Source organism: Mesorhizobium helmanticense, assembly GCF_003034915.1.
Lineage (GTDB): Bacteria > Pseudomonadota > Alphaproteobacteria > Rhizobiales > Rhizobiaceae > Mesorhizobium > Mesorhizobium helmanticense.
Window position 1 is genome coordinate 1 of sequence record NZ_PZJX01000036.1, and the last position, 25,040, is coordinate 25,040.

A 25,040-nucleotide genomic window follows, 5' to 3' on the forward strand; every position below is an offset into this window, starting at 1 on the left:
TCGGCATAGGCGTCCGGGAGCGGCGGCGGGCTGTTGTCGATGCGGTAGGGAATGCCGAGGCCGCCGCCGAGATCGATGTGTTCGATGACATGGCCGTCGGCGCGCAGCGTGCCGACCAGATCTACCAGCAACGCGAAGGCGTCGTCGAAGGGCTGCAACTCGGTGATCTGGCTGCCGATATGGGTGTCGATGCCGGTGACCTTGATGCCCGGCAGCTCGGCCGCGCGGGCGTAGACCTGGCGCGCCTTTTGCCAGGGAATGCCGAACTTGTTTTCGGCCTTGCCGGTGGATATCTTCCTGTGCGTCCTGGCATCGACATCCGGATTGATGCGCAGCGAGACCGGCGCGACCTTGCCGAGTGCAGTGGCCCGGGCCGACAGCAGTTCAAGCTCCGGTTCGGATTCGACGTTGAAGCAGAGGATGCCGGCCGAGAGCGCAAAGTCCATTTCACGCGCGGTCTTGCCGACCCCCGAAAACAGGATCTTGTTGGCCGGAATGCCGGCGGCGAGCGCGCGGCGCAATTCGCCCTCCGAGACCACATCGGCGCCGGCGCCAAGCCTGGCCAGCGTTTTCAGCACCGCCTGGTTGGAATTCGCCTTCATGGCATAGCAGACCAGCGCGTCGAGCCCGGCAAAGGCGTCAGCGAAGACGCGAAAGTGCCTGGTCAGCGTCGCCGTCGAATAGCAGTAGAAAGGCGTGCCGACGCTGGCCGCGATATCTGAAATGGCGACGTCCTCGGCATGCAGCACGCCGTCGCGGTAGTCGAAATGGTTCACGAGAATGGTTCCGGAAGTTGGAGCACAATGAGATCAGGTGATCTCATCGGCTCTAGATCTTGTTTTTTCGCGTGATCTTGTCCGAAAAGTCTGCAACTTTTTGCTTCGCTGACCTTCGGTTCGGGATCACGCTAGAGCAGCGGGTCGAGAATGAACTTCTTGTCCTCGACCGGTTTTTCCGGCTCCGGCGGGAGCGGCTGCTTGGCCTTTTCGGCGTCCTTGCGGGCCTGCACGGCAGCCTCATAGGGCGTGTCGAGGCCGGCTTTCCTGCCGCAGGCCGTAACGGTCGCGATCGCCGCCAGCAGCGTCAACGTCACCAAAATCCTGCTTCCGGTCATCGATCCATCCGTCCGAAACTTTTGCGTGCCGCCGCTTTTAGCCGAGTTTTTAGCGCATTGCACCCTGGCTCAGGCCTTGGCGAGCCGCTTTTTCCAATAGCGTATCTGCTTGCGCACCTCCGACGGCGCGGTGCCCCCGAAGCTCACGCGGCTCTTCACCGAATTCTGCACGGCAAGCACCGAAAAGATATCAGCCGTGATGTCAGGATGAACGGATTGCAGATCCTGGAGGGAAAGCCTGTCGAGCCCAACCTTTTTCTCCTCGGCTAGTGCTACGGCGCGGCCGGTGACGTGATGCGCCTCGCGGAACGGCAGGCCGAGGGCCCGCACCAGCCAGTCGGCAAGATCGGTGGCCGTCGAATAGCCGGCGCCCGCCGCCTTTTTCATGGCGGCGGCGTTGACCGTCATGTCGCGCACCATGCCGGTCATCGCCGCCAGCATCAGGTCGAGCGTCTCGGCGGCGTCGAAAACGGATTCCTTGTCCTCCTGCATGTCCTTGCCATAGGTCAGCGGCATGCCCTTCATGACGGTCAGCAGGCCGACCAGATGGCCGGTGACGCGGCCGGTCTTGCCGCGCACCAGTTCGGCGGCGTCGGGGTTCTTCTTCTGCGGCATGATCGAGGAGCCGGTGGAAAATGAGTCCGACAGCCTGACGAAGCCGAATTGCGGCGTCGACCAGATGATGATCTCTTCGGCCAGCCGCGACAGATGCGTGGCGCAGATCGCCGCGACGCCCAAGAATTCCAGTGCGAAATCGCGGTCCGAAACGCTGTCCAGAGAATTGCGCATCGGCTCGCGGAAGCCGAGATCCTTCGCCGTCTTGTGCCGGTCGATGGGGAAGCTGGTGCCGGCAAGGGCTGCGGCGCCGAGCGGGCTTTCGTCCATCCGCTCGATGGCATCGCGAACACGTGACAAATCGCGCGAAAACATCTCGACATAGGCCATGCAGTGATGGCCGAAGGTGACTGGCTGCGCCGCCTGCATGTGGGTGAAACCCGGCATGACCGTTGCCGCATGCTCCTCGGCCCGCTCCAGAAAGGCCGCGATCAGTCCCTTCAGCGCCTCGGCGACGCGCAAGCACTCATCCTTGACCCAGAGCCGCAGGTCGACCGCCACCTGGTCGTTGCGCGAGCGGGCGGTGTGCAGGCGGCCGGCTGCCGGGCCGATCAGTTCGGCAAGGCGGGCCTCGACATTCATGTGGATGTCTTCCAGCCGGGTCGAGAACTCGAACGTGCCGGCTTCGATCTCTGTCAGGATCGTGTTCAGCCCGTGAGCGATTTTTTCTTGATCGGCTGCCGAAATAATGCCCGTTTCAGCCAACATCTCGCTATGGGCGATCGAACCTCTGATGTCTTGCGCGTAGAGTTTGCGGTCGAACGAGATCGACGCGTTGATCGCTTCCATGATCGCGGCCGGACCCGAGGCAAAACGTCCGCCCCACATCTGGTTGCTGGCCTTCTTGTCGCTCATCGCTATAACCCGTTGTTCCGGAGCAGTTTTTAAGACATGGCAGACGGCAATAAATTCTTCCCGGCCCCGCGCCTCATCCTCGCCGCCCTGGTGGCGGGCGTGCTGGCGGGCGCGGTCGCGGTATATGTCAGCGAGAGCGGTTCTGGCAACAACGCCCCTGCTCAAGTGGCTGCCGGCGACGGCAAGGACGATGTCGCCTGCGCCGCCAAGGCCGACCGCGCCAAGAAGGTCGCCGCGGCCGCCACCGGCCAGGTCGCGGCTCTTTTGCCGGCTGACCCGCCGCAATCGCTGAAAAATCTCGCCTTCAATGGCCCCGACGGCAAGCCGATGACGCTCGCCGATCACGCCGGCAAGACGGTGCTGCTCAATCTGTGGGCGACATGGTGCGCGCCTTGCCGCGCCGAAATGCCGGCGCTCGATGCGCTGCAGAAGGACAAGGGCAGCGACGCCTTCCAGGTCGTCGCCGTCAATGTCGATGCCGGAGACGATGCCAAGCCGAAGAAGTTCCTCAGGGACATCGGCGTCGAAACCCTCGGCTATTATCGGGATTCGACCATGGCGCTGTTCAACGATCTCAAGACGCGCGGCCTGGCGCTCGGTCTTCCCGTCACCATGCTGGTCGATGGCGAAGGCTGCCTGATCGCTCATATGAACGGCCCGGCCGAATGGTCGAGCCCGGACGCCAAGCGGCTGGTCGAGACGGCACTGACAAACTAAGCCAGGACCCTCGCGTCACACAACGCGAACGGTCACCACAAGCGCCTCGTGATCGGAATTCGGGTTTCCGTCGGGTCGGGCCGGACTGCCGGAATAACCGCGGGGTCGGTGGCGATAAGCCCCCCGCGTGAAGAACGATTCGATACGTCCGACCGGTGTCGGATCACGAGCAGCGCTGTCCTCAGCTAGACGGCACGCATGACGGTTTCATTTCATGTCGCGGGCAAGGAGATCGCCTGTCCACAGGTGCAAGAAAGGCACCAACAGAACTGTCACATACTTTCTCTAAGAGACGGTCAGGGACCTGCGCAACGATCCTGCACCAAGCCACTCACAGGGCCAAGCCACTCAACAGGGAATGAGTTCATGTCGATGATCAAACACGGTCTGGCGGCTCTTGCCGCCGGCACAATCAGCGTTTCGTTGGCGCTGCCCGCGATCGCCGCGCCGACCAAGTTCGATTTCTGGTTCGGTCTTTCGGGCGACCTCGAGCGCGTCGTCCAGACCTTGTGCAAGAACTTCAACGAATCGCAGAAGGAGTATGAAGTCGTCTGCACCAGCCAGGGCAATTACGACGCCACGCTGCAGAACACGATCGCGGCATTCCGTGCCGGCAAGCAGCCCACCGTCGTCCAGGTCTATGATGTCGGCACCGCCACCATGATGCTCTCGGGCGCCTACAAGCCTGCCGACAAACTGATGGAAGAGAACGGCTACAAGGTCGACTACAGCGACTATTTCCCCGGCATCGCGCGCTACTACGCGACTTCGAAGGGCGAGATGCTGTCGTTCCCGTTCAACTCGTCGACCGCGTTGATGTACTGGAACAAGGACGCCTTCGCCAAGATCGGCAAGACCGAGGCGCCGAAGACCTGGGAAGACGTCGGCGCCGACCTCAAGGCGCTCAAGGACGCCGGCTACGAGTGCCCGATGGCGATCAACATCTCAGGCAATGAAAGCTGGCAGTTGATGGAGCAGTTCTCCGCCATCCACAACCAGCCCATCGCAACCGAGAATAACGGCTATGACGGCCTCGACGCTCGCCTTGAAGTCAACAAGACCAAGTTCGTCCAATATGTCGGCGACCTCAAGAAGTGGTATGACGAAGGCCTCATCAAGATCAAATCCAAGGATCTCGGCCAGGACATGGTCCAGGCCTTCGCCTCCGGCACCTGCGAGGTCATCCTGTCCTCGGTCGGCGACCATGGTACGGTCACCAAGACCAAGAAGGAAGGCTTGAACTGGGATGTCGCCGAACTGCCGACCTATGCCGGCACCGAGCGCAAGAATTCGCTGGTCGGTGGCGCTTCGCTCTGGGTTCTTTCCGGCAAGTCGGATGCGGAATACAAGGGCGCTGCCGCGTTCCTGAACTTCATCCAGGATCCGAAGACCGCCTTGTTCTGGTCGACCAACACCGGCTACATCCCGGTGACCAAGTCGGGCTTCGACTACATGAAGGCGAATGGCTTCTACGACAAGGCGCCCTACAAGGGCCGTGAGGTCGCAATCGCCAGCCTGACGGCGTCCGAGCCGACCGAGATCACCCGCGGCATCCGTCTCGGCAATTTCACCCAGATCCGCGCCGAGTTCGGCACGCAGATGCAGGCGATCTTCGCCAACAAGGTCAGCGTCCAGGACGGCATCGACACGCTGGTCAAGAATGGCGACGCCATCCTCGATCGTTTCCAGCAGACCTATCCGAACAAGACGCTGCCCTGACCGGCAGGCTTAACATAAGGCCGCCCGCCGACAATCGACGGGTGGCCGTTTCATATCCAGAAAATAGCCGGGTCGATGGAAAAACGCGTTACCTTCAGCAAATGGACGGTCGGCATCCTTTTCGCTGTGCCACAGCTCCTGCTGATCTTCACGTTCTTCTATTGGCCGGCCGGCCAGGCGGTCTATTGGTCGCTGACGCTGCAACAGCCCTGGGGCGGCGGCAATATCTGGGTCGGGCTCGACAATTTCAAGTCGATCCTGTCCAGCGCCGACTACTGGAATTCGATCACCGCCAGCCTTGTCTTTGCCGGGATCAGCACCGGGCTGGCAATGTTCATCGCGCTGGTGCTCGCCGCGCTTACCGACCGGCAGCTTGCCGGCTCGCGCTTCTACCGGGTGGTGCTCATCTGGCCCTATGGCATTGCCGCACCGGCGCTGGCGCTCGCCTTCCGCTTCATTCTGGCGCCCGAGGCCGGCTTCATGGCCGTGGTCAACCGGATGTGGCCGGGGTTCTGGGATCCCGGCCTCGACGGCGTCGATGCCATGGCCTCCATTATCGCTGCCTTTTCCTGGAAATATGTCGGCTACAACTTCATCTTCTTCCTTGCCGCGTTCCAGGCCATTCCGCGTTCGCTGATCGAGGCGGCGGCGATGGACGGATCCGGCGTCGTCAGGCGCTTCTTCGACATCCAGTTCCCGCTGATCACGCCGACCATCTTCTTCCTGCTGGTCATCAACATCACCGAGAGCTTCCAGGATTCCTTCGGCATCGTCGACATCATGACATCAGGCGGGCCGGCGAACGCCACCAATCTGATGGTCTACAAGATCTATTCGGACGGTTTCAAAGGCCTGGATTACTCGGGCGCCGCCGCGCAGAGCATCATTTTGATGCTGCTCATCATCGTGCTCACCATCTTCCAGTTCCGCTTCATCGAGCGGCGCGTGCATTACCGGTGAGGCGGCCATGGTAGAACGCACGCCGATCCTCAATTTCATCACGCATCTCGTCCTGTTCATCGGCTTCGTGCTGGCCGTGGCGCCGTTCGTGATCGTCGCCATCGCCGCCTCGCACAATCTGAAGGACGTCAACGACGTGCCGATGTCGTTGCTGCCGGGCGGCGACTTCTGGGTGAACATCAAGACGGCATGGACGACGGCCAATCTCGGCCCCAAGCTGCTCAACAGCTTCATCATGGCTGCGGGCGTGGCGGCGGGGAAGGTGATGATCTCGGCGCTGACCGCCTTCTCGATCGTCTATTTCCGCTACCCCGGCCGCACCTTCATCTTCTGGCTGATCTTCGTCACGCTGATGCTGCCGCTGGAGGTGCGTATCGTGCCGACCTATGCGGTGGTGGCCAACGTGCTGTCGCCCTACCAGACGATCCTCGACGTGACCGGGTTGAGCTGGCTCATCGAAAGGGTCTCGGGTGTTCAGGTTGCGTTGAACCTGGGGCTGCTCAACTCGTATTCGGGGCTTATCCTGCCGCTGATCGCCACCGCCACCGGCACCTTCCTTTACCGGCAGTTCTTCCTCACGATCCCGGACGAACTGACCGAGGCGGCGCGCATGGACGGCGCCGGCGCGTTGCGCTTCTTCATCGACATCCTGCTGCCGCTGTCGCGCACCAACATGGCCGCGCTTGGAACCATCATGTTCCTGTGGGCGTGGAACCAGTATCTGTGGCCGCTGCTGGTCACCACCGACCAGTCCCATGCGACAGCGGTCACCGAACTCAAGCAGCTCATTCCCAATGTCGGCGGCATTCCGGAATGGAACATCGCCATGGCCGGCACGCTCATCGTCATGCTGCCGCCGCTCATCGTCGTGGTGGCAATGCAGCGCTGGTTCGTGCGCGGCCTGATCGCCACCGAGAAATGACTTCACAAGGAGACGTCTGATGGCCTCCATCACCATTCGCGATGTCACGAAAAGCTATGCCAGGTCGCAGGTCGTGCATGGTGTCGATCTCGATATCGCGTCGGGCGACTTCGTCGTCATTCTCGGGCCTTCCGGATGCGGCAAGTCCACGCTGCTCAGGATGATCGCCGGGCTGGAAGAGATTTCCGGCGGCACGATCGCCATCGACGGCACCGTGGTCAACCGGCTGGAACCGCGCGAGCGCGGCTGCGCCATGGTGTTCCAGAACTACGCGCTCTACCCGCATATGAGCGTCGCCCAGAATATCGGCTATTCGCTGAAGGTGGCGGGCGTGCCCGCCGCCGAGCGCACGCTGCGCATCCAGGCCGTGGCCCGCATCCTCGAGCTCGAGCCGATGCTTGACCGCAAGCCGGCGGCGCTGTCGGGCGGCCAGCGCCAGCGCGTCGCCATGGGGCGCGCCATGATCCGCGAACCGAAGGTGTTTCTGTTCGACGAGCCGCTCTCCAACCTCGACGCCAAGCTGCGCGTGCAGATGCGTTCCGAAATCCGCAAGCTGCACCGCCGGCTCAACGCGACATCGGTGTTCGTCACGCACGACCAGGTCGAGGCAATGACGCTCGCCGACCGGCTGGTGGTGATGAATGGCGGCCGCGTCGAACAGGTCGGCACGCCAGGCGAAATCTACAAGCGCCCGGCCAGCCGCTTCGTGGCGACCTTCGTCGGTGCGCCGGCAATGAACATCCTCGAGGGCGTCGTCGAACTCGACGGCCTCTCGCTGCTTGGCGGCAGCCGGCGGCTGACCATTCCGCGGGTCGGCCTGCCGGTCGGCGCCAAGGTCGCGATGGGCATCCGGCCTGAAGCCGTGCGCCTGGTGGCGCCCGGCTCGCAGGGCGTGCTCAATGCCACCGTCGATCTCGTCGAGGAACTGGGCGCGGGCAGGGTCATCTATGTCGATCTCGACGGCGCGGCGTTTTCGGTGGTGACGTCCGAGACCGTCCATCCGGCGCCCGGCGAGACAGTCGGCCTGAAGATCTCGCCCGAAGACATGCATTTCTTCTCGTCGGAGACGGGCGCCCGCCTCGATGTCTTCAAAGCGTCGGTGCCGGTTCCTGCACATTGAGCACCATCCGCTAATGCGCTGGCGTCCGCTTCGGGCGGCCGGCAAAGCAATGTCCAGTCGGGTCGAACAAAGGTCGTGCAATGAAAATCATCCAGGTCACGGACGTCCATCTCGGACGGCGGGGCGAAATCCGGTACGGTGCCGACCTGCACGAGCGGCTCGATCGCTGCATCGATCACATCAATACGCGTCACGCCGACGCCGCGCTTTGCGTCTTCAGTGGCGATCTGACCGAGGCCGGCGCGGCCGAGAGCTATGCCGATCTCAAATCGGCCCTGGTCAGGCTTTCGGTGCCTTACCGGCTGCTGCCGGGAAATCACGACAGGCGCGCCAATCTCATCGCCGCATTTCCCGAGAACCCCATCGACGACAGCGGCTTCGTGCAATCGGTCTTCGAGACGCCCGAGGCATCGCTGCTGTTCCTCGACAGCCTGGCCGAAGGCCGCGTCACCGGCGAGCTCTGCGACAGGCGGCTGGCCTGGCTCGACGCGCGGCTCGGCGAGGCGGCGGGCCGGCAGGCCTACATCTTCCTGCATCATCCGCCGGTCGAGCTCGGCCTGCCCATCCTCGACCCGCTCGGGCTCGAACAGCCCCGGCGATTTGTCGACCTGCTCGAGCGCCACGGCAATGTCGGCCACATCTTCTTCGGCCATGTCCATCGCGACATCGCCGGCACGGTCGCCGGCATCCCGTTCACCGCGCAACGCGGCTTGCATGCCCGCTTCATGCTCGATCTGGTCGGGGAGGAATTGGTCGAGCAGGCGCCACCCGCATACGCGATCATCCTCATCGACGCTGCCGCGCGCCGGGTCGTCGTGCACAATTGCGATTTCCTCGAGCGCTGGCCGCTCTATTCACCGGCGACGGGCGAAAGGGTGCAATAAGGCCGTTCAGGCGAATACATGCGCCTTGCCGGACACGGTCAGCCGCACGATCTCGCCGACGACAGGCGTGTCCATGCCTGGCTTGCGCAGGATCAACGGCGTGTTGCCGATCGCGGCGGCGTCGGGCGGATCGGGACTGTTCAGCAGCCGCACCGCGATAGTGCACATGGAGCCGGCGAATTCGGATTCCGTCACCTCGCCGAACAGCATCTCCGGCGTGCCCGACATGCCTTCGCGCGACGTTCGTTTCAACAGCACCTGTTCCGGCCGCAGCATGATGCGGGCGACGTCGCGCCGTTCCCTGGTGTCGACGGCGATGCGGCCGAGCGGCGAGCTGGCGAAGCCATCGGCGATCTTCGCCGGCAGGATGATGGCGTCGCCAAGGAATTCGGCAATCATGCGGTCTTTCGGCTGGAGATAGAGCTCGCGCGGTGTGCCGACCTGCGAGAACAGGCCGTCGCGCATCACCGCGACCTGGCTGGCGAAGGACAGCGCTTCGGCCTGGTCGTGGGTGACCAGGATGGTGGTGATGCCGGCCGCCTCCAGAAGCTCGGCGACCGCCTTGCGCATCGAGGCGCGCAGGCCGGTGTCAAGCGCCGAGAACGGCTCGTCGAGCAGCATCAGCCGAGGCTTCATCGCCATGGCGCGGGCCAGCGCCACGCGCTGCTGCTGACCGCCGGAGAGCTCGTGCGGCCGTCGCTTCAGGATCGCCTTGTCCAGCCCGACGATATAGGCGAGTTCGACGATGCGTTCGCTGCGCTTGTCCTCGCCGCGCGCCATGCCGAAGCCGATATTGTCGGCGATGCTCAGATGCGGAAACAGGGCGCCGTCCTGCGCCACCACGCCGATGCCGCGGCGATACGCCGGCACGGCAGCGCCACCATTGGCCAGCACCTCGCCGTCGAGCACGATGCGGCCCCGGTCTGGCGCTTCGAAGCCGGCGATCAGGCGGAGCAAGGTCGTCTTGCCGCAGCCGGACGGCCCGACGATCGCCGTGCGGCTGCCGCTCGCCACGCTGAGGTCAACGCCGGCCAGTGCCGCTACCGGGCCGTAGCGCTTGTGCACATCGGTGAGTTCGAGAAAGCTCATCGTCCGGCCATTCGCTTCGACTGGACATAGAGCAGCCAGGTCAGCGGCAGCGACATCGCCACCATGATGAAGGCATAGGGTGCGGCGGCCGCATAGTCGATTTCGCCGCTGTAGGACCAGAACGCCATCGCCAGCGTGCGGGTGCCGTTCGGCGCCAGCATCTGCGTGGCGGTCAGTTCGTTCATGATGCCGAGCGCCACCAGCGCCATGCCCGCCGCCGCGCCCGGCGCCGACAGGCGGATCGTCGTCGACCACAGCGCCTTGAGCGGCGGCCGGCCGAGGCTGGAGGCGGCGCGTTCGAGCTCGACCGGCGCCTGCGCGATCGACGCCCTGAGGCTGATCAGGGCGCGCGGCAGGAACATCAGCGCATAGGCGACGAGGATGGTGAGCAGGGTCTGGTAGAGCGGCAGGGCGATGCGCACGGTGATGGTGACCAGCGCCAGCGCCACGACGACGCCGGGCAGGGAGCCGACGATGTAGTTGCAGCCCTCCAAGAGACGCTGCAGCGGTCCCGGCGCACGGATCGAGATCCAGGCCATCGGCATGGCGGCGACGGTGGCAAGCAAGGCGCCGGCGAGCGCCAGGAACAGGGTCTGGCCGAGCGCCAGGCCGATCTCGTCGAGGCGCCAGACATCGGCGCCGCCGGCGATCAGCCAGCGGCCGATGGTGATAAACGGCACGCCTAGCGCCAGCAGCGCGGTGACGGCAGGCAGAGCCAGGCAAGGGAGCGTGGCGCGGCCGAGCCCAGTGCGCTGCTGCTGGCGTGCGGCGCCAGAACCGACGCGGGCATAGCGCTCCTCGCCGCGCACAAGCACTTCCAGCCCCAGCAGCACGAAGCAGCAGGTCACCAGTACGGCGGCCAGCATATTGGCGGCGGGACCGTTGAAGGTCGACTGGAACTGGTCGACGATCGCCGTGGTGAAGGTGTCGAAGCGGATGAAGACGTAGAGGCCGTATTCGGCAAGCAGATGCAGGCCAACCAGCAGCGAACCGCCGCAGATGGCAAGCCTGAGTTGCGGCAGCACCACGCGGGCGAACACGCGCCACGGACCGAGACCGAGCGCCGCGGCGGCGTCTTCGAGGGCAGGGTCGAGCCGGCGCAGCGCCGCCGCCACCGGCAGATAGAGGAACGGGAAATAGGCGATGACCGAAACCAGAACGCCGGCCCACAGGCCGTGCAGTCCAGGCACCAGGGTGATCCACGCATAGGAGTGGACGAAGGCTGGAATTGCGAGCGGCGCCACCGAGAGCCAGGCCCAGAGGCGGGCGCCGGGCAGGTCCGAGCGTTCGGTCAGCCAGGCCAGCGCCACCGAAAGCACGATCGAGATCGGAACGGCCAGCACCACCAAAAGCACGGTGTTGACCAGAAGCTCGCCAACACGCGGCCGGAAGACCAGCGCCGATACGGTTTCCCAGCCGGTCTGCACCGCGACCCATAAGATGAAGGCAAGCGGCAGCAGCGCAAACAGCGAGACGAGGATTGCGGCGAGCAAGATCCAGGATGAGGACCGAAGCCGGGCCGACCGGCCGGCAGCCAGGCCTGGGCGGGCAAGATCGGCCGCCGACTGCATCAGGCCGGACGCCATGCCGCCGCCCGCCGGCGGCAACGGCTGAAGGAACCGCGAACGCAGCCGGAAATGCAGTCTGCCGTCATGCTGGTCGTCATGGGGACGAATGCCACCTCGAAAAACAGAGCGCTCCCGCGGAAAGCGAATTCCCGCAGGAGCGCAGTCGGTTGCCCTTTTAGGACGAATGCCGGCTAAAGCAAGCCGGCTGCCGTCATCAGATCGGTCACCTTCTTGGAATTCAACGTCGCCGGATCGACCTTCGGCGCTTGCAGATCGGCCAGCGGCACCAGCTTCGGATTGGACTCCGCGCCCTTGCCGACAGCGTACTCATAGGAAGTGCCGGTCTTCAACACCTCCTGGCCGCCCTTGCCGGTCACCCATTTCAGGAACGCCTGGGCTTCCTTCGGGTGTTTGCTGGAGGCGAGCACGCCACCGCCCGAAATCGAGACGAAAGCGCCCGGGTCCTGGTTCTTGAAATAGTGCAGCGCGACGTTCTTGCTGTTCTCGCCGGTCTTGGCCTGATCGCCGAAATAGTAATAGTGATAGATCACGCCGCCTTCGATCTCGCCGGCATTGACCGCCTTCATCACCGTGCCATTGCCCTTGTAGGCGGTGAAATTCTCTTTCATCGCCTTCAGCCAGTCGGTCGTGGCGGCTTCGCCCTTGAGCTGCAAGAGCGCGCTGACGATCGCCTGGAAGTCGGCGCCGGAGGGGGAGGCGGCCCAGCGGCCCTTCCAGCTCGGATCGGCAAGATCGAGCAGCGACTTGGGCAACTGGTCGGCGCTGAGCTTGGTCTTGTTGTAGGCAAAGACGGTGCTGCGCGCGGCAACGCCGACCCATTTGCCGGTGGTCGGCTGGTATTCCTGGGGAACCTGCGCCAGCGTGTCGGCATCGACGGGCGCGAACAGGCCCGATGCCTCGACCAGAGCCATGGCCGGGGAATTTTCGGTCAGGAACACGTCGGCCGGCGAGGCAGCCCCTTCGGCGACGATCTGGTTGGAGAAGTCGCTGTCGCCGCCATTGCGTAGCGTGACCTTGATGCCGGTTTCCTTGGTGAAGCCCTCGGCCCATTCCTTGGCAAGGCTCTCATGCTGGGCGTTATAGACGACGATGCCGTCTTCCTCGGCCACGGCCGGGCCTATGATCAGGCCGATTGCCAGCGCGGCGCCGGCAAGGGTGGAAAGGGCAGATTTCATGGCGTCGTCCTCGCTCTCGATGGTCCCTGAATTGGCACAGCTGCACCTAGCAATACCTGAATATCATAGTCAACATTGAGAGGCTGCTTCAATCGGTCGCCGGCTGCAAACTTTCGTGACGCTCCCTACTTTGGCTTGGACATTATTTCGCCGGCCACGTAACAAATCAGCGCCGAGGCGCGAACATCGGGGAGTGAACTCTTGTGACCGGCAAGGACGAAGCCGAACTCTCCCGGCTATTGCGAGCTGCGATAGGAGGAGATGAAAGGGCCTATGCCGACTTTCTGCACCGGACGGCCGCTCTCGTTCGCGGCTTTGTCAGGCGCAAGATCGTAAAGGGCGGGGTCGACCCCGAGGACGTCGTGCAGGAAACCTTGCTGGCCATTCATGTGAAACGGCATACCTGGCGCCAGGATGCGCCGGTCTTGCCATGGGTCTACGCGATCGCGCGTTTCAAGCTGATCGATGCCTTCCGGCGGCGCGGGCGGCGCATCGAGATCGAGATCGACGAGATCGCAGAGACATTTGCCGAACCGGAGGGCGAGACGGTCAGCGAGCGCGACATCAACCGGGCCCTGGACGGCCTGCCGCCGGCGCAGCGTTCCGTGGTTTCATCAGTGTCGGTCGAAGGCCGCTCCATCGGCGAGACGGCAGCGAAGTTCGGTATCAGCGAGACGGCCGTGCGGGTGTCGCTGCACCGCGGGCTTGCCGCAATAGCCAAGCGGTTCGGAGCCGGGTGACATGAGGACCGAGGATCTCATCAAGGCATTGGACGCTGACGCCGGCAGCAAGGCGATGCCGCTGCGCTCGGCCTGGTGGCTGGCCACGGCTGCCGCAGCGGTGGTAGCCGCGGCGGTTTTCTGGCTCACCATCGGTCCACGTCTCGACATCATGATTGCCATGCACACGATGCGTTTTCTTTCGAAGTTCGTCTTTACCATCGTGCTTGCCGCCACCGCCTTTGCCCTGATCCGCGGGCTGTCTACCCCCGGCGCGTCGACCGGCAGGGCGGCGGCATGGATGGTCGCTGCGCCGCTGCTTGTGCTGGTTGCGGTGGTTCTGGAGCTTTTCGCCGTGCCCGAGGCCGATTGGGGCACGCGGCTGGTCGGCACCAACATGATGGTCTGCATGACGTTCATCCCGCTGATCGGCATCGGCCCGCTCGCCATCTTCCTATGGATGCTGCGCTACGGCGCGCCGACGCGGCCGGTGCTTGCCGGCGCGGTCGCGGGCCTGCTCGCCGGCGGGCTGGCCGCGACTTTCTATGCGGCGCATTGCTTCGACGATTCGCCGCTTTTCGTCGCCACCTGGTACTCGATCGCGATCACCGCCCTTGCCGCGCTCGGCGCGCTCGGCGGGCGGCTTTTCGTGCGCTGGTAGCGACAGTCGCGCAATCAGAACAAGAAAACGCGCTTTGACCAGAATCGAATTCGATTTCTGGAACGCATGACGCTGGATACTCGTATACAAAGAAGCGCGTGCTTGTGCGCCCAAATGGACGCTCTAGCGGGTCGGAACGGGATGCTCGCCGCGATAATCGTAGAAGCCGCGCCCGGTCTTGCGGCCGAGCCAGCCGGCCTCGACATATTTCACCAGCAGCGGGCAGGGGCGGTATTTCGAATCCGACAAGCCGTCATGCAGCACCTGCATGATCGATAGGCAGGTGTCCAGCCCGATGAAATCGGCAAGCTGCAGCGGCCCCATCGGATGGTTGGCGCCGAGCTTCATGGCGGTGTCGATGGCGTCGACCGAGCCGACACCTTCGTAGAGCGTGTAGATCGCCTCGTTGATCATCGGCAGCAGGATGCGGTTGACGATGAAGGCCGGAAAATCCTCGGAGACGGTGATGGTCTTGTCGAGCTGCTTCACATAGGCCTTGGCCGCCTCGAAGGTCTGGTCCTCGGTGGCGATGCCGCGCACCAGCTCGACCAGCTTCATCACCGGAACCGGATTCATGAAATGGATGCCGATGAAACGCTCAGGCCTGTCGGTCTGGGCGGCGAGACGCGTGATGGAGATCGACGAGGTGTTCGTCGCCAGGATAGCTTCGGGATTGAGCTGGGGACAGAGCTGGGCATAGATCTTGCGCTTGACCGTCTCGTCCTCGGTCGCCGCTTCGATCACCAGATCGGCGCCGGCAAGGTCGGCCATGGTGGGCGCTGCCGAAATGCGCGCCATGGCGTCGTTGCGCAGCTTCTCTTCCAGTTTGCCGGAACCAACCTGGCGGGCCATGTTGCCGCTGACGGTGGCGATGCCCTTTTCGATGCGGTCGGGCGAAATATCGTAGATCAGCACCTTGTAGCCTGAAAGCGCGGACACATGCGCTATGCCGCCGCCCATCTGGCCTGCGCCGATGATGCCGATCGTCTCGATCTTGCTCATTACACCGATCCCGTCGAAAAGGCCTTTGCGACCTGCTTTTTGTGCGGTGCAAACTAAAAGGGCGGGGCAGCTTCGTCTACCCCACCCTTCACAATTTAATACGCTTTGGCAGAATGCGTCAAAGCGCCTTTTGCAGTTCCGGCAGAATGACGAAGAGATCGCCGACGAGGCCGTAGTCGGCAACCTGGAAAATCGGTGCCTCCTCGTCCTTGTTGATGGCGACGATGACCTTGGAGTCCTTCATGCCGGCAAGGTGCTGGATGGCGCCGGATATGCCGACGGCGATGTAGAGATCGGGAGCGACGACCTTGCCGGTCTGGCCGACCTGCCAGTCGTTTGGGGCATAGCCGGCGTCGACCGCGGCGCGGGAAGCGCCGACGGCGGCACCGAGCTTGTCGGCGACCGGCAGGATAACCTCTTGGAATTTCTCCGAGGAACCCAGCGCGCGGCCGCCCGAGATGATGATCTTGGCCGAGGTCAGTTCCGGACGGTCGGTCTCCGACAGCTTGTTCTCGACAAAGGAAGACAGGCCGGGATTGCTTGCTGCCTTCACGGTCTCGACCGCGGCCGAGCCGCCTTCGGGCGCTGCCTGGAAGGAGGCAGTACGCACTGTGATCACCTTCTTGGCGTCGCTCGTCTGCACCGTCTGGATGGCGTTGCCGGCATAGATCGGCCGTTTGAAGGTGTCGGGCGAGACCACTTCGATGATCTCGGACACCTGCGCGACGTCGAGCAGTGCGGCCACGCGCGGCGCGACATTCTTGCCCGACGAGGTCGCCGGCGCGATGATGGTGTCATAGGAGCCAGCGAGGGAAACAACCAGCGCCGCCATCGGCTCGGCGAGGCGCTCGGTGAGTTCGTCAGCGTCGGCGAGCAGCACCTTGCTGACGCCCTTGAGCTTGGCGGCGGCGTCCGCTGCTGGCTTGGCGCCCTTGCCGGCCACCAGCACATGCACGTCCGAACCGATCTGAAGCGCTGCCGACAGCGCCTTGGCGGTCTGGTCGGAAAGCGTTGCATTGTCGTGTTCGGCGATGAGGAGAATTGCCATTTTATCTGTTCCTTCCGATCTCAGAGCACGCCGGCTTCGTTCTTCAGCTTGTCGACCAGTTCGGCGACGCTCTTGACCTTGACGCCGGCCTTGCGGCCACTCGGCTCCTCGGTCTTGATCACCTTCAGCCGCGGCTTGACATCGGCGCCGTAGTCGGCGGGCGTTTTTTCGTCGAGCGGCTTCTTCTTGGCCTTCATGATGTTGGGCAGCGAGGCATAGCGCGGCTGGTTGAGGCGCAGGTCGGCGGTGATGATCGCCGGCATCTTCAATTCCACCGTCTGCAGTCCGCCATCGACCTCGCGCGTCACCTTGGCCTTGTCGCCATCGAGCACGACCTTGGAGGCGAATGTCCCTTGAGCCCAGCCGAGCAGTGCGGCCAGCATCTGGCCTGTCTGGTTCGAGTCATCGTCGATCGCCTGCTTGCCAAGGATGACGAGGCCGGGCTGTTCCGCTTCGACGACGCCCTTCAGCACCTTGGCGACGCCGAGCGGCTCGGTCTGCTCGTCGGTCTTGACCAGGATGGCGCGGTCGGCGCCCATGGCGAGTGCGGTGCGTAGTGTCTCCTGCGCCTGCTGCGGCCCGATCGAGACAACGATGATCTCTTCGGCCTTGCCGGCTTCCTTCAGCCGGATCGCTTCTTCGACCGCGATCTCGTCGAACGGGTTCATCGCCATCTTGACATTGGCCAGCTCCACCGCCGAACCGTCAGCCTTGACGCGAACCTTTACATTCGCATCCACAACCCGCTTCACGGGCACAAGGATCTTCATTTGCCTGTCACCTCTCTAGAGATAATTGCGCGCTATAACAGCCTGCGCCTGCGCAGAGTTGTCGAAAGCCGACATTCGGGACGGAATTCTGTTCTCCAAACGCCTGACAATTGCGCTTCCGTAGTTGCGGCAAACCTGCACGTCAATATGCGCTAGAGCAGGATGAGTTGAAGTCGAACCAGTCATCCTGCTCTAGGTCTTTGTTTTTTCGCATGGTCTTGTCCGAAAAGTCTGCAACTTTTCGGGATCATGCTCTAGCCACTCAAATCGGTTCAGTCCGGAGCCGACGCACGGCCCCAGCGCGGCGCCGGCTGCGCCGCCGGCACCGCGCTGGCGGCAGGCTCGGGAGCAATGATCGCCGGATCGGTCGCCGGCGCGGGCGCCTCGTCCGCGGCGGCGAGCAGCGGCACGCCGCGTCTGCGCAAGATCAGCACCAGCATGGCCCCGGCGATGATGCCGCCGACATGGCAGGCCCAGGAAATCTGGTCCTCGCCACCGGCGGCGAACATCACGATCTGGAAGAGGATCCACAAGATGAGCGGGATGAAGGCCGGGATCCGCAATGGAATACGGGCAAAGGCCAGCACCCAGACTTTCACCCTGGGATAGAGGATCAGGTAGGCTGCGACCACGCCGGCGATGGCGCCCGAGGCGCCGATCAGCGGCACCTGCGAGTCCCACGCGACCAGGCCCTGGAAGAAGGCACCTCCGACGGCGCAAAGGAGGTAGAAGATGAGGTAGCGAATATGGCCGAGCGCGTCCTCGACATTGTCGCCGAACACCCACAAAAACAGCATGTTGCCGCCGAGGTGGAAAATATCGGCATGCAGGAAGGAATAGGTCAGGTAGCTCAGGCTCTCGGGGATGACGACAAACTCGGGTGACAGTTCCACTTTGTTGTGAACGACGGACGGAATGAAGCCGAGACCGAGCACCGCGGCGTTCGAGAATTGCTCGCCACCGAGCGCCGTGGCGAAGTAGATGAGCGTGTTGAGCGCGATCAGGCCGATCGTCACATATTGCAGCTTGATGTGCCGCAGCTTGTTGGTGTCATAGAGCGGGATAAACATCGAGCCCCTCCCGCCTCCGGCGAAATTCAGCGGTTCTTGCCGGGAACCCATAACACGTCGGCATTTCCGTTGTCATTCACCGCCCTCGCGGCGACGAACAGAAAGTCCGAGACACGGTTTATGTACTTGATTGCCTCGCGGTTGACGTGCTCACGCGGATTCTGGGCCAGCGCCACCATGATGCGCTCGGCACGCCGCGCCACCGTGCGGGCGAGGTGAAGGGCGGCTGCGGCCGGCGTGCCGCCGTTGAGCACGAAGGATTTGAGCGGCTCAAGATCCTTGTTGAGAAGATCGATGTCCTTTTCGACACGGTCGGTCTGAACAGCCGTGATGCGCAGCGGCTCATAATCGAGGGGTTTGCCGTCATCGGGCACCGCCAGATCGGCGCCGAGGTCGAAAAGGTCGTTCTGGATGCGGGAAAGCATGGCATCGATCGATGGATGCGTCGTTGCGGTATGGAGGCGGGCCATGCCGATGCAGGCGTTGGCCTCGTCGACGGTACCATAGGCATCGACACGCAGATCGGATTTCAGCCGCCGTTCGCCGGTGCCGAGGCCGGTGGTGCCGTCGTCGCCGGTACGGGTGTAGATCTTGTTGAGCTTGACCACGCTCTGCCTCCCGAACTCGCTGGTCGCCTTATTTGCGGGTGAACCAGACGGCCAGCATGATCAGCACCAATGCCACGAACTGCAACAGAACGCGCGCCTGCATCAGCTTGTTGGAGGTCACGCCATCGCCGCCGCGCATCATATTGATGAGGCCGCGAACCAGCACGATCACCACGGCGACCATGACGAGAACGGCGAGGACATTGAAGACGGTTGCCATGTGGAGTTCCAGTTCGATTGCGTTCAGGCGCGTTTGGCAAGCAGGCGGTAGAGCATCGCTGCCGGCAGGATGCGTTTGAGGATGACGCCGATTCTGGCCGGCACTGTTACCACATAGTGCGGGCGAGGGCGCCGCGACAGAAGCGCATGGCGCAAGGCCACATAAACCACTTCCGGACCGGGCTTCAGGCGCGACGTGCTGCCGCCGGCCCGCAGCCGCTCCAGTTGCGCCTTGTAGGCGAGGCGGTGGACGGAATTCTCATAGTCGATGTTCTTCAGGAACCACACAAGGCCATTGCTGGCGATCTTCGATGTCACTGGCCCCGGCTCGATCAGCGAGACATGGATGCCGCTGCCCTGCAACTCCTGATGCATGCACAGCATCAACCCTTCGATGGCGTGCTTGGATGCCGCATAGGCTCCCCGGAAGGGAACCGGCGTCAGGCCGAGGATCGAGGAGCAATGAACGAGACGGCCATGGCCCTGGCGGCGCATCACCGGCATGACACGGCGCGTGAGGTCGTGCCAGCCGAAGACATTGGCCTCGAATTGCTCCCTGAGCGCTGCAACCGGCAGGTCCTCGACGGCGCCAGGCTGTCCATAGGCGCCATTGTTGAACAGGGCATCGAGCTGTCCGCCGGTGCGCTCGAGCACCGACGCCACCAGGGCTTCGATGGACCCGGCTTCGCGGTAGTCGAGATAGAAGGCCTCGATGCCGTCGGCGTCGAGGGCGGCAATGTCTTCAGGCTTGCGTGCGGTCGCGAACACCCGCCAGCCGTCCGCCTTCAGCGCCCGGGCGCAATAAGCGCCTATCCCGGAAGAGGCGCCGGTGACGATGATGGTGCGCAACTCTTCCGCTGTGGAGTTCGTGGTTCGACCAAGGGTTGCCATTTGCCGCAATCCCTTCCCATATTCGCGGCGTCGAGACAATCGAGGGGGTGTGGTTCTTGTTGCGGAAGATTGTCGCCCTGCGCCGCGTGCTCTATGACGCGCTTGGCCATTTCAACACCGACGATGGCTGGGCGATGGCCAGCCATCTGGCGATCACGGCGCTTATGGCGCTGTTTCCGTTCCTGATCTTCGCCACGACGCTGGCCAGTTTTTTCGGCGCGCAGGCTTTCGCCGACACGGCTGTGCATATCGTCTTCGACACCTGGCCGGAGCAGATCGCCAAGCCGATCGCGCGCGAGGTGCTCAACGTGCTTACCGTCCGGCGCACCGATCTGTTGACCTATGGCGTCGTGCTCGCCGCTTTCTTCGCCTCCAACGGCATCGAGGCGCTGCGCACCTCACTCAACCGCGCCTACCGCGTCTCCGAAACGCGCGGCATCATCTACCGCCGGGTGCAGAGCATCGCCTTCGTGCTGATCGCCACGGCAGGGTTCCTGGCGATCAGCGTGCTCCTGGTCTTCGCGCCCTTGCTGGCGCGGCTGGCCGAGGCCAATTTCGAATGGATAAAGCCCTATATGGGAACGATCACGCTGTGGCGTTACGTCATCGCTTCCGCCGTCATCGTCGGCGGGCTGTTCGCGGTGCATTTCTGGCTGCCGGCGGGCAAGCGCCGCTTCGTCTCGATCGTGCCGGGCATCCTCTTCACACTGGCCGCATGGCTGATCGGCTCAACCATCTTCGCCACCTATCTCGACCATTTCTCGTCCTATGTGACGACCTATGCCGGCCTTGCCTCCATCATGATCGCCGTCGTCTTCCTCTATATCGTCTCGGCGATCTTCATCCTGGGTGGCGAACTCAACGCCGCGATCAGCCGCTATCTCGAGGCGCGCGCCCGGGTCGGCTGAGCGGTTGGCCTGGCGGTGGCCAGCCCGACGCCGAAGGTCGTGATCGCCATGCCGACGATCTGGACAAGGTTCAGATGCTCGCCGAACAGCGCCCAGGCCATGAGCGCGGTGACGGCCGGAACCAGGTAGAACAGCGAGGCGACTTTCGACATCTCGCCGTCGCGGATCATCAGCATCAAAAGGAAGATGGCGCCGATCGACAGCACCAGCACCAGCCATGCCATGGCAAAGATCAGCTCGCCATTGACGGTGACCGTGCGCGTCTCGAAGGCCAGCGAGGCCAGCAGCATCAGCGAGGCGCCACCGACATATTGCCACATGGTGGCCGCGACGAGGTCGCCGCCGGAGGCAAAGCGCTTCTGCCAGATCGTGCCGGCGCTCATGCCAAGCACCGAGACCAGCGAGGCGGCCAATGTTTCAGGCGTTACTCCGCCGCCAATCGCGCCAAGCTTCGGCCACAACACAATGATCACCCCGACCAGGCCGATGCCGAGACCGAGCCAATGGCGCGGCAAGATGGCCTCGCCAAGGAACTTGCCGGCGAGCACGGCGGTGATCAGCGGCTGCAGGCCGACGATCAAGGCCGACAGCCCGGCGGGCATGCCCCTGTGGATCGCCCAGAACACGCCGCCGAGATAGACGCCATGCATCAGGATGCCGGCGCCGGTGGCGTGCAGTGCCTCCGTACGGCTCGCGCGCTTCGAACCAAGTGCCGCCATCAAGGCAACCAGCAGGATGGCTGCCAGGACGAAGCGTGCGGCGAGAAAGGTGAAGGGTTCCGCCCATGGCATGGCGTAGCGCGCACCGATGAAGCCTGTCGCCCACAGGACGACGAAGGTGGCGGGGATAAACCGCTTGATGCTGTGCATTTCCGGGGGCTGCCGCGTGGTGAGATTGACCGTGGCGATGCTGTAATGCGGTTCGACCCAACGCGCAAAATGAAACGATTGATCCATACGTCATTCGAATTGAGCTTAGGGCGAACTCACACGTCCCTTCGGAGATCAGAGCCCGACCAATCTTCTGATATCGTCCGGCGATGCGCCGGCCTCGCGCAGGGCGGCAAGGCCGGTGTCGCCAAGGCTCTTCGACAGTTTTCGTCCATCCGGGCCAAGGATAAGACGATGGTGGAAATAGGCCGGCTGCGGCAGGTCGAGCACTTCCTGAAGCAGGCGCTGCATGCTGGTCGCGGCATAAAGGTCCTGGCCGCGCACGACATGGCTGACCTCTTGCAGCGCGTCGTCGACGACGACGGCGAGATGATAGCTGGTCGGGATGTCGCGGCGGGCCACGATCACGTCGCCCCAATCCCGCGGCCGCGCCTCGATTTGTCGCGTCGCGGAAAGCGTCTCGTCGACAAATTCGGTCCATGACAGGTCCCTGCCGACATGCGCCATTGCGGCATCGACGTCCAGCCGCCAGGCGAAAGGTGCATTCTCGGCAATCCGCCGCCGGCGTTCCTTCACCGGCAGTGCCTTGTCGGCGGCGGGATAAAGCGGCACGCCGTCCGGGTCGCGCGGCCAGTTGCGGCCGCGCTTTTCGCTGTCGGTAATGAAGGCCCTGATCTCGCCTCTGCTCATGAAGGCGGGGTAGACGAGCTCTTGCCCGATCAGCCGGTCCAGTACCGCCTGATAGTCCGCGAAATGATCGGACTGGCGGCGTACCGGCTCTTCCCAGCCAAGCCCGAGCCATTTCAGGTCGCGATAGATGCCGGCCTCGAATTCAGGCGTGCAGCGTGTCTTGTCGATGTCCTCGATGCGCAGCAACAGGCGCCCGCCAGCCGCTTTTGCCATTTGCTGGTTGAGCAGCGCCGAATAGGCGTGGCCGAGATGCAGTTCGCCATTCGGGCTCGGCGCGAAGCGGAATGTCAGGAGTGTCATCTCTCAAGGTGGCTTGTCGGTTGTCAGGCACTTTCGCCGGTTGCTAGCGTGTGCCTGGCTACATCAGCCACTTTGCGCCGGGAACAAGCATTGATGCAACGCATCGCCAATCTTGACGACATTGCGCAAGGCCTCGATGCGCTTTGCCTGATCGATCCGCGCCTGGAAAGAGTGCGCGGCATGGCCGGCGAGGTGCCGCTTCGGCTGTCCGAGCCGGGATTCCGCAGCCTTGCCTCGATCATCGTTTCACAGCAGGTGTCGCGCGCCAGCGCCGACGCCATTTTCGGGCGGCTGACAAAGCTCGTCGATCCGCTGACGCCGCAAGCCATCCTCGCCGCCGGCGAGGACGTCTTTCGCGAGGCCGGGCTGTCGCGGCCGAAGCAGCGTGGCCTGCTCGCGGTTGCCCAGGCCGTGGCCGACGGGCTCGACCTCAACCATCTCTGTTCGCTCGACGCCCCCGAAGCGATCGCGGCGATGACGGCCGTGCCGGGCATCGGGCCATGGACGGCGGAAGTCTATCTGCTGTTCGCCGCCGGCCATCCCGATGTTTTCCCCGCGCGTGATGTCGCGCTGCAAACGGCAGTCGGCCACGCGCTCGGCATCGACCCGCGTCCGCCGGAGAAAACACTGATCCAGATCGCCGAATCATGGAGCCCGTGGCGAGGTGTCGCATCACGGCTTTTCTGGGCTTACTATCGCGAAACAAGGGGCAGGGAGGCCGCGCCTCCGGCCTGAAATCGCAAAAAAGCATTGAAATCATGCATTTTTGACGCTTTGGGCGAGCGACAATCCGCTTCACATCCCTGTCATGTCGGGCTTACAGTATCCGCGCCGTTCGGTTCTGAAACCAAGGAGGATCAACACGTGACGGTTGCCGTATCTCCGGATGGGCTTCCAGCACTGGTGCTGAATGCGGATTACCGTCCGCTCAGCTATTACCCCCTGTCGCTCTGGTCGTGGCAGGACGCCATCAAGGCGGTGTTCCTCGACCGGGTGAACATCGTCGCCGAATACGAGCATGCCGTGTCGTCGCCGACCTTCTCGATGAAGCTGCCGAGCGTCGTCAGCCTGAAGGCCTATGTGAAGCCTTCGCGGCATCCCGCCTTCACCCGTTTCAACGTCTTCCTGCGCGACCGTTTCCAGTGCCAGTATTGCGGTACGCCGGAAGATCTGACCTTCGATCATGTCATCCCCCGCCATCGCGGCGGCGCGACGACGTGGGAGAATGTCGTCGCCGCCTGCTCGCCCTGCAATCTCAGGAAGGGCGGCATGATGCCGGCGCATGCCAAGATGTGGCCGCTGCAGAAGCCCTTCCAGCCGACGGTGCACGATTTGCACAATAACGGCCGCCTGTTCCCGCCCAACCATCTGCATGAAAGCTGGATGGATTATCTCTACTGGGATGTCGAACTGGAACCTTGAGATCGTTTGATAATTCGGGAGACTGGCCGTCCGAGGCGATTGCCTTCCGGCGCATGCGGTTGGTTATGGCATGTACGTCCTAAAGCATGGCATCAAGAAAAACCCGGAAAAGCGGTGGGCGCTGCCGGACCGTATCTTCTTCGGTCACGGTGCGTGCCATATCCTTGCCGGGACTTTCCTTGAGCTCGGCCCTCTTGAAGGGTTTTATGCGGAGCGCATCATCCCGGATGAGGATTTTGCCGGGAACCATATCTATGTGACGAACGGTGCCGTCGCCTTCGACTATCACAGCTATTGCGACCGCGGGCGGCTGCTGGAACATCACAGAAAAGGATGGGCCTCGAAAAACGATGGGTGGGGCTGCACGATCGAGAGAGTCGATTTCGATTTGCTGGATACAGCCGAACTGAACCAACGCAAAATGTTGGGCCCGGATCAATATTTGTATGATCCCATCCCTCGTGCCCGCCTGTTCATCGATCGCGTGGACCACACTGCGGCGGCGGAAAGGGCGCTTCGAAGTACTTGAATTCGGCTGGCTCAATCCCTGGCAAGCGCACTGCGGAACGCGACCACTGCAAGGACAAAACTGGCGATGGCGTTCCAGCCGGCCAGCGACAGGCCGAGGATGCGAAGTGCCGCCTTGTCGCAGGAGGGCGGGACAAATTTGTCGAGCGCGTCGAGCACGCCCTTGCCGCCGGTGTCGACAGGGCCGGCGCCCGCGGTGCAGTCGGCCGGTCCCTGCCACCATGCCCATTCGACGCCCGAATGGTAGACGCCGAGATAAAGGCCGTAGACCATCAGCAGGCCACCGACGGCCAGCAGGCCGCGCGTCAACCACGCCGGTGCGCTGAGCACCGAGGCCAGCACCGCCAGCAGCATCAGCGGCACGCCGATATAGTAGGGCGTTCGCTGTTCCAGGCAGAGATGGCAGGGGATGTAGCCGCCTATGTACTGGAAGGCCAGCGCCGAGCCGACCGTGGCGGCCATGGCGACGGCGAGAAACAAGGCCGCTCGCATGCGTTGACGTCCGGTATCGGGATTGACGGTCGCTGTCATCGATCTTCTGTCCTGGTTCGCGCC

Annotated in this window: 28 protein-coding genes; 12 read left to right on the top strand and 16 right to left on the bottom strand. The window is 63.3% G+C overall.

The genetic code is table 11. The annotated features are described in order from the left end of the window. The 3 genes from C9427_RS19590 to argH all read right to left on the bottom strand — a co-directional run. A partial coding sequence (locus C9427_RS19590) for a diaminopimelate decarboxylase family protein (RefSeq protein ID WP_146172560.1) occupies positions 1–776 on the bottom strand: 776 nt, incomplete at its 3' end. A gap of 131 nt (positions 777–907) precedes the next feature. Next, the gene (locus tag C9427_RS19595) at positions 908–1,114 is read right to left on the bottom strand and encodes a lipoprotein (protein ID WP_107650760.1); all 207 of its coding nucleotides are present in this window, start codon (positions 1,112–1,114) and stop codon (positions 908–910) included. Between the two features lie 69 nt (positions 1,115–1,183). Further along, positions 1,184–2,584: an argininosuccinate lyase gene (gene argH / locus C9427_RS19600; RefSeq protein ID WP_107650761.1), complete on the bottom strand. Its 1,401-nt coding sequence runs from the start codon at positions 2,582–2,584 to the stop codon at positions 1,184–1,186. 36 nt (positions 2,585–2,620) lie between these two features. On the opposite strand from argH, the gene tlpA reads away from it, so the two are divergent. The 6 genes from tlpA to C9427_RS19630 all read left to right on the top strand — a co-directional run bounded on the left by tlpA (position 2,621) and on the right by C9427_RS19630 (position 8,906). Then, a complete protein-coding gene (tlpA, locus tag C9427_RS19605) occupies positions 2,621–3,301 on the top strand; it encodes a thiol:disulfide interchange protein TlpA (protein ID WP_107650762.1) in 681 nt (226 codons plus the stop codon). A 366-nt stretch (positions 3,302–3,667) separates the two neighbouring features. After that, positions 3,668–5,020, top strand: a complete 1,353-nt coding sequence (locus C9427_RS19610) for an extracellular solute-binding protein (RefSeq protein ID WP_107650763.1) — start codon at positions 3,668–3,670, stop codon at positions 5,018–5,020. Positions 5,021–5,095: 75 nt separating this feature from the next. Further along, positions 5,096–5,980 (top strand): carbohydrate ABC transporter permease, encoded by an 885-nt coding sequence (locus C9427_RS19615; RefSeq protein ID WP_107650764.1) that lies wholly within the window; start codon positions 5,096–5,098, stop codon positions 5,978–5,980. Positions 5,981–5,987: 7 nt separating this feature from the next. After that, positions 5,988–6,902: an ABC transporter permease subunit gene (locus tag C9427_RS19620; RefSeq protein WP_107650765.1), complete on the top strand. Its 915-nt coding sequence runs from the start codon at positions 5,988–5,990 to the stop codon at positions 6,900–6,902. Positions 6,903–6,921: 19 nt separating this feature from the next. Continuing rightward, the gene (gene ugpC / locus C9427_RS19625) at positions 6,922–8,022 is read left to right on the top strand and encodes a sn-glycerol-3-phosphate ABC transporter ATP-binding protein UgpC (protein WP_107650766.1); all 1,101 of its coding nucleotides are present in this window, start codon (positions 6,922–6,924) and stop codon (positions 8,020–8,022) included. Positions 8,023–8,102: 80 nt separating this feature from the next. Further along, entirely contained in the window at positions 8,103–8,906 is an 804-nt protein-coding gene (locus C9427_RS19630; RefSeq protein ID WP_107650767.1) for a phosphodiesterase, read from the top strand. 6 nt (positions 8,907–8,912) lie between these two features. On the opposite strand, the gene C9427_RS19635 is transcribed toward C9427_RS19630, so the two are convergent. The 3 genes from C9427_RS19635 to C9427_RS19645 form a co-directional block, all read right to left on the bottom strand. After that, a complete protein-coding gene (locus C9427_RS19635) occupies positions 8,913–9,995 on the bottom strand; it encodes an ABC transporter ATP-binding protein (RefSeq protein ID WP_107650768.1) in 1,083 nt (360 codons plus the stop codon). Beyond that, positions 9,992–11,566: an ABC transporter permease gene (locus tag C9427_RS19640; RefSeq protein ID WP_167434408.1), complete on the bottom strand. Its 1,575-nt coding sequence runs from the start codon at positions 11,564–11,566 to the stop codon at positions 9,992–9,994. The genes C9427_RS19635 and C9427_RS19640 overlap by 4 nt, the downstream gene beginning before the upstream one ends. Before the next feature lie 188 nt (positions 11,567–11,754). After that, on the bottom strand, positions 11,755–12,759 hold the full coding sequence (locus tag C9427_RS19645; RefSeq protein ID WP_107650769.1) for an iron ABC transporter substrate-binding protein: 1,005 nt from the start codon (positions 12,757–12,759) through the stop codon (positions 11,755–11,757). Between the two features lie 203 nt (positions 12,760–12,962). Here C9427_RS19645 and C9427_RS19650 point away from each other — a divergent pair, with 203 nt between their 5' ends. After that, on the top strand, positions 12,963–13,499 hold the full coding sequence (locus C9427_RS19650; RefSeq protein ID WP_107650770.1) for a sigma-70 family RNA polymerase sigma factor: 537 nt from the start codon (positions 12,963–12,965) through the stop codon (positions 13,497–13,499). 1 nt (position 13,500) lies between these two features. After that, entirely contained in the window at positions 13,501–14,139 is a 639-nt protein-coding gene (locus C9427_RS19655; protein ID WP_107650771.1) for an NrsF family protein, read from the top strand. Positions 14,140–14,262: 123 nt separating this feature from the next. Here C9427_RS19655 and C9427_RS19660 read toward each other — a convergent pair whose 3' ends face one another. From C9427_RS19660 to C9427_RS19690, 7 genes are all read right to left on the bottom strand, one after another. Further along, on the bottom strand, positions 14,263–15,141 hold the full coding sequence (locus tag C9427_RS19660) for a 3-hydroxybutyryl-CoA dehydrogenase (protein ID WP_107650772.1): 879 nt from the start codon (positions 15,139–15,141) through the stop codon (positions 14,263–14,265). 118 nt (positions 15,142–15,259) lie between these two features. Then, positions 15,260–16,189 (bottom strand): electron transfer flavoprotein subunit alpha/FixB family protein, encoded by a 930-nt coding sequence (locus C9427_RS19665; RefSeq protein WP_107650773.1) that lies wholly within the window; start codon positions 16,187–16,189, stop codon positions 15,260–15,262. Positions 16,190–16,209: 20 nt separating this feature from the next. Beyond that, on the bottom strand, positions 16,210–16,959 hold the full coding sequence (locus tag C9427_RS19670; RefSeq protein ID WP_107650774.1) for an electron transfer flavoprotein subunit beta/FixA family protein: 750 nt from the start codon (positions 16,957–16,959) through the stop codon (positions 16,210–16,212). A gap of 272 nt (positions 16,960–17,231) precedes the next feature. Beyond that, positions 17,232–18,029, bottom strand: coding sequence for a rhomboid family intramembrane serine protease (locus tag C9427_RS19675; protein ID WP_107650775.1), 798 nt, complete (start codon positions 18,027–18,029; stop codon positions 17,232–17,234). Between the two features lie 26 nt (positions 18,030–18,055). Beyond that, positions 18,056–18,637 carry a cob(I)yrinic acid a,c-diamide adenosyltransferase gene (locus tag C9427_RS19680; protein ID WP_107650776.1) on the bottom strand — a complete coding sequence of 194 codons (582 nt, stop codon included), beginning with the start codon at positions 18,635–18,637 and terminating at the stop codon, positions 18,056–18,058. 28 nt (positions 18,638–18,665) lie between these two features. Beyond that, positions 18,666–18,857, bottom strand: coding sequence for a twin transmembrane helix small protein (locus C9427_RS19685; RefSeq protein WP_097573703.1), 192 nt, complete (start codon positions 18,855–18,857; stop codon positions 18,666–18,668). Between the two features lie 23 nt (positions 18,858–18,880). Beyond that, positions 18,881–19,747, bottom strand: coding sequence for an SDR family oxidoreductase (locus C9427_RS19690; RefSeq protein ID WP_107650777.1), 867 nt, complete (start codon positions 19,745–19,747; stop codon positions 18,881–18,883). Positions 19,748–19,803: 56 nt separating this feature from the next. On the opposite strand from C9427_RS19690, the gene C9427_RS19695 reads away from it, so the two are divergent. Continuing rightward, positions 19,804–20,655 (top strand): YihY/virulence factor BrkB family protein, encoded by an 852-nt coding sequence (locus C9427_RS19695; protein WP_097573733.1) that lies wholly within the window; start codon positions 19,804–19,806, stop codon positions 20,653–20,655. On the opposite strand, the gene C9427_RS19700 is transcribed toward C9427_RS19695, so the two are convergent. Together C9427_RS19700 and gluQRS are read right to left on the bottom strand one after the other, a co-directional pair. Continuing rightward, complete coding sequence (locus C9427_RS19700) at positions 20,625–21,524, bottom strand: DMT family transporter (RefSeq protein WP_107650787.1); 900 nt, start codon at positions 21,522–21,524, stop codon at positions 20,625–20,627. The two genes, C9427_RS19695 and C9427_RS19700, sit on opposite strands and share 31 nt — an antisense overlap. A 135-nt stretch (positions 21,525–21,659) precedes the next feature. Next, positions 21,660–22,535, bottom strand: a complete 876-nt coding sequence (gluQRS, locus tag C9427_RS19705) for a tRNA glutamyl-Q(34) synthetase GluQRS (RefSeq protein ID WP_107650778.1) — start codon at positions 22,533–22,535, stop codon at positions 21,660–21,662. 93 nt (positions 22,536–22,628) lie between these two features. On the opposite strand from gluQRS, the gene C9427_RS19710 reads away from it, so the two are divergent. From C9427_RS19710 to C9427_RS19720, 3 genes are all read left to right on the top strand, one after another. Further along, complete coding sequence (locus C9427_RS19710; RefSeq protein WP_107650779.1) at positions 22,629–23,270, top strand: DNA-3-methyladenine glycosylase family protein; 642 nt, start codon at positions 22,629–22,631, stop codon at positions 23,268–23,270. 129 nt (positions 23,271–23,399) lie between these two features. Beyond that, the gene (locus tag C9427_RS19715; RefSeq protein ID WP_006328497.1) at positions 23,400–23,957 is read left to right on the top strand and encodes an HNH endonuclease; all 558 of its coding nucleotides are present in this window, start codon (positions 23,400–23,402) and stop codon (positions 23,955–23,957) included. Between the two features lie 70 nt (positions 23,958–24,027). Next, complete coding sequence (locus tag C9427_RS19720) at positions 24,028–24,486, top strand: hypothetical protein (protein WP_107650780.1); 459 nt, start codon at positions 24,028–24,030, stop codon at positions 24,484–24,486. Positions 24,487–24,497: 11 nt separating this feature from the next. Here C9427_RS19720 and C9427_RS19725 read toward each other — a convergent pair whose 3' ends face one another. After that, entirely contained in the window at positions 24,498–25,016 is a 519-nt protein-coding gene (locus C9427_RS19725; RefSeq protein WP_097573712.1) for a disulfide bond formation protein B, read from the bottom strand. Between the last annotated feature and the right edge of the window lie 24 nt (positions 25,017–25,040).

Coding starts and splice junctions, on each gene's coding strand:
- C9427_RS19610 (WP_107650763.1), top strand. CDS start 3,668: ATGTCGATGATCAAACACGGTCTGGCGGCTCTTGCCGCCGGCACAATC.
- C9427_RS19700 (WP_107650787.1), bottom strand. CDS start 21,524: ATGCACAGCATCAAGCGGTTTATCCCCGCCACCTTCGTCGTCCTGTGG.
- C9427_RS19670 (WP_107650774.1), bottom strand. CDS start 16,959: ATGAAGATCCTTGTGCCCGTGAAGCGGGTTGTGGATGCGAATGTAAAG.
- C9427_RS19615 (WP_107650764.1), top strand. CDS start 5,096: ATGGAAAAACGCGTTACCTTCAGCAAATGGACGGTCGGCATCCTTTTC.
- C9427_RS19690 (WP_107650777.1), bottom strand. CDS start 19,747: ATGGCAACCCTTGGTCGAACCACGAACTCCACAGCGGAAGAGTTGCGC.
- tlpA (WP_107650762.1), top strand. CDS start 2,621: ATGGCAGACGGCAATAAATTCTTCCCGGCCCCGCGCCTCATCCTCGCC.
- C9427_RS19665 (WP_107650773.1), bottom strand. CDS start 16,189: ATGGCAATTCTCCTCATCGCCGAACACGACAATGCAACGCTTTCCGAC.
- C9427_RS19720 (WP_107650780.1), top strand. CDS start 24,028: ATGTACGTCCTAAAGCATGGCATCAAGAAAAACCCGGAAAAGCGGTGG.
- C9427_RS19725 (WP_097573712.1), bottom strand. CDS start 25,016: ATGACAGCGACCGTCAATCCCGATACCGGACGTCAACGCATGCGAGCG.
- C9427_RS19685 (WP_097573703.1), bottom strand. CDS start 18,857: ATGGCAACCGTCTTCAATGTCCTCGCCGTTCTCGTCATGGTCGCCGTG.
- gluQRS (WP_107650778.1), bottom strand. CDS start 22,535: ATGACACTCCTGACATTCCGCTTCGCGCCGAGCCCGAATGGCGAACTG.
- C9427_RS19660 (WP_107650772.1), bottom strand. CDS start 15,141: ATGAGCAAGATCGAGACGATCGGCATCATCGGCGCAGGCCAGATGGGC.
- C9427_RS19635 (WP_107650768.1), bottom strand. CDS start 9,995: ATGAGCTTTCTCGAACTCACCGATGTGCACAAGCGCTACGGCCCGGTA.
- C9427_RS19630 (WP_107650767.1), top strand. CDS start 8,103: ATGAAAATCATCCAGGTCACGGACGTCCATCTCGGACGGCGGGGCGAA.
- ugpC (WP_107650766.1), top strand. CDS start 6,922: ATGGCCTCCATCACCATTCGCGATGTCACGAAAAGCTATGCCAGGTCG.
- C9427_RS19620 (WP_107650765.1), top strand. CDS start 5,988: ATGGTAGAACGCACGCCGATCCTCAATTTCATCACGCATCTCGTCCTG.
- C9427_RS19675 (WP_107650775.1), bottom strand. CDS start 18,029: ATGTTTATCCCGCTCTATGACACCAACAAGCTGCGGCACATCAAGCTG.
- C9427_RS19710 (WP_107650779.1), top strand. CDS start 22,629: ATGCAACGCATCGCCAATCTTGACGACATTGCGCAAGGCCTCGATGCG.
- C9427_RS19640 (WP_167434408.1), bottom strand. CDS start 11,566: ATGCAGTCGGCGGCCGATCTTGCCCGCCCAGGCCTGGCTGCCGGCCGG.
- argH (WP_107650761.1), bottom strand. CDS start 2,584: ATGAGCGACAAGAAGGCCAGCAACCAGATGTGGGGCGGACGTTTTGCC.
- C9427_RS19595 (WP_107650760.1), bottom strand. CDS start 1,114: ATGACCGGAAGCAGGATTTTGGTGACGTTGACGCTGCTGGCGGCGATC.
- C9427_RS19645 (WP_107650769.1), bottom strand. CDS start 12,759: ATGAAATCTGCCCTTTCCACCCTTGCCGGCGCCGCGCTGGCAATCGGC.
- C9427_RS19655 (WP_107650771.1), top strand. CDS start 13,501: ATGAGGACCGAGGATCTCATCAAGGCATTGGACGCTGACGCCGGCAGC.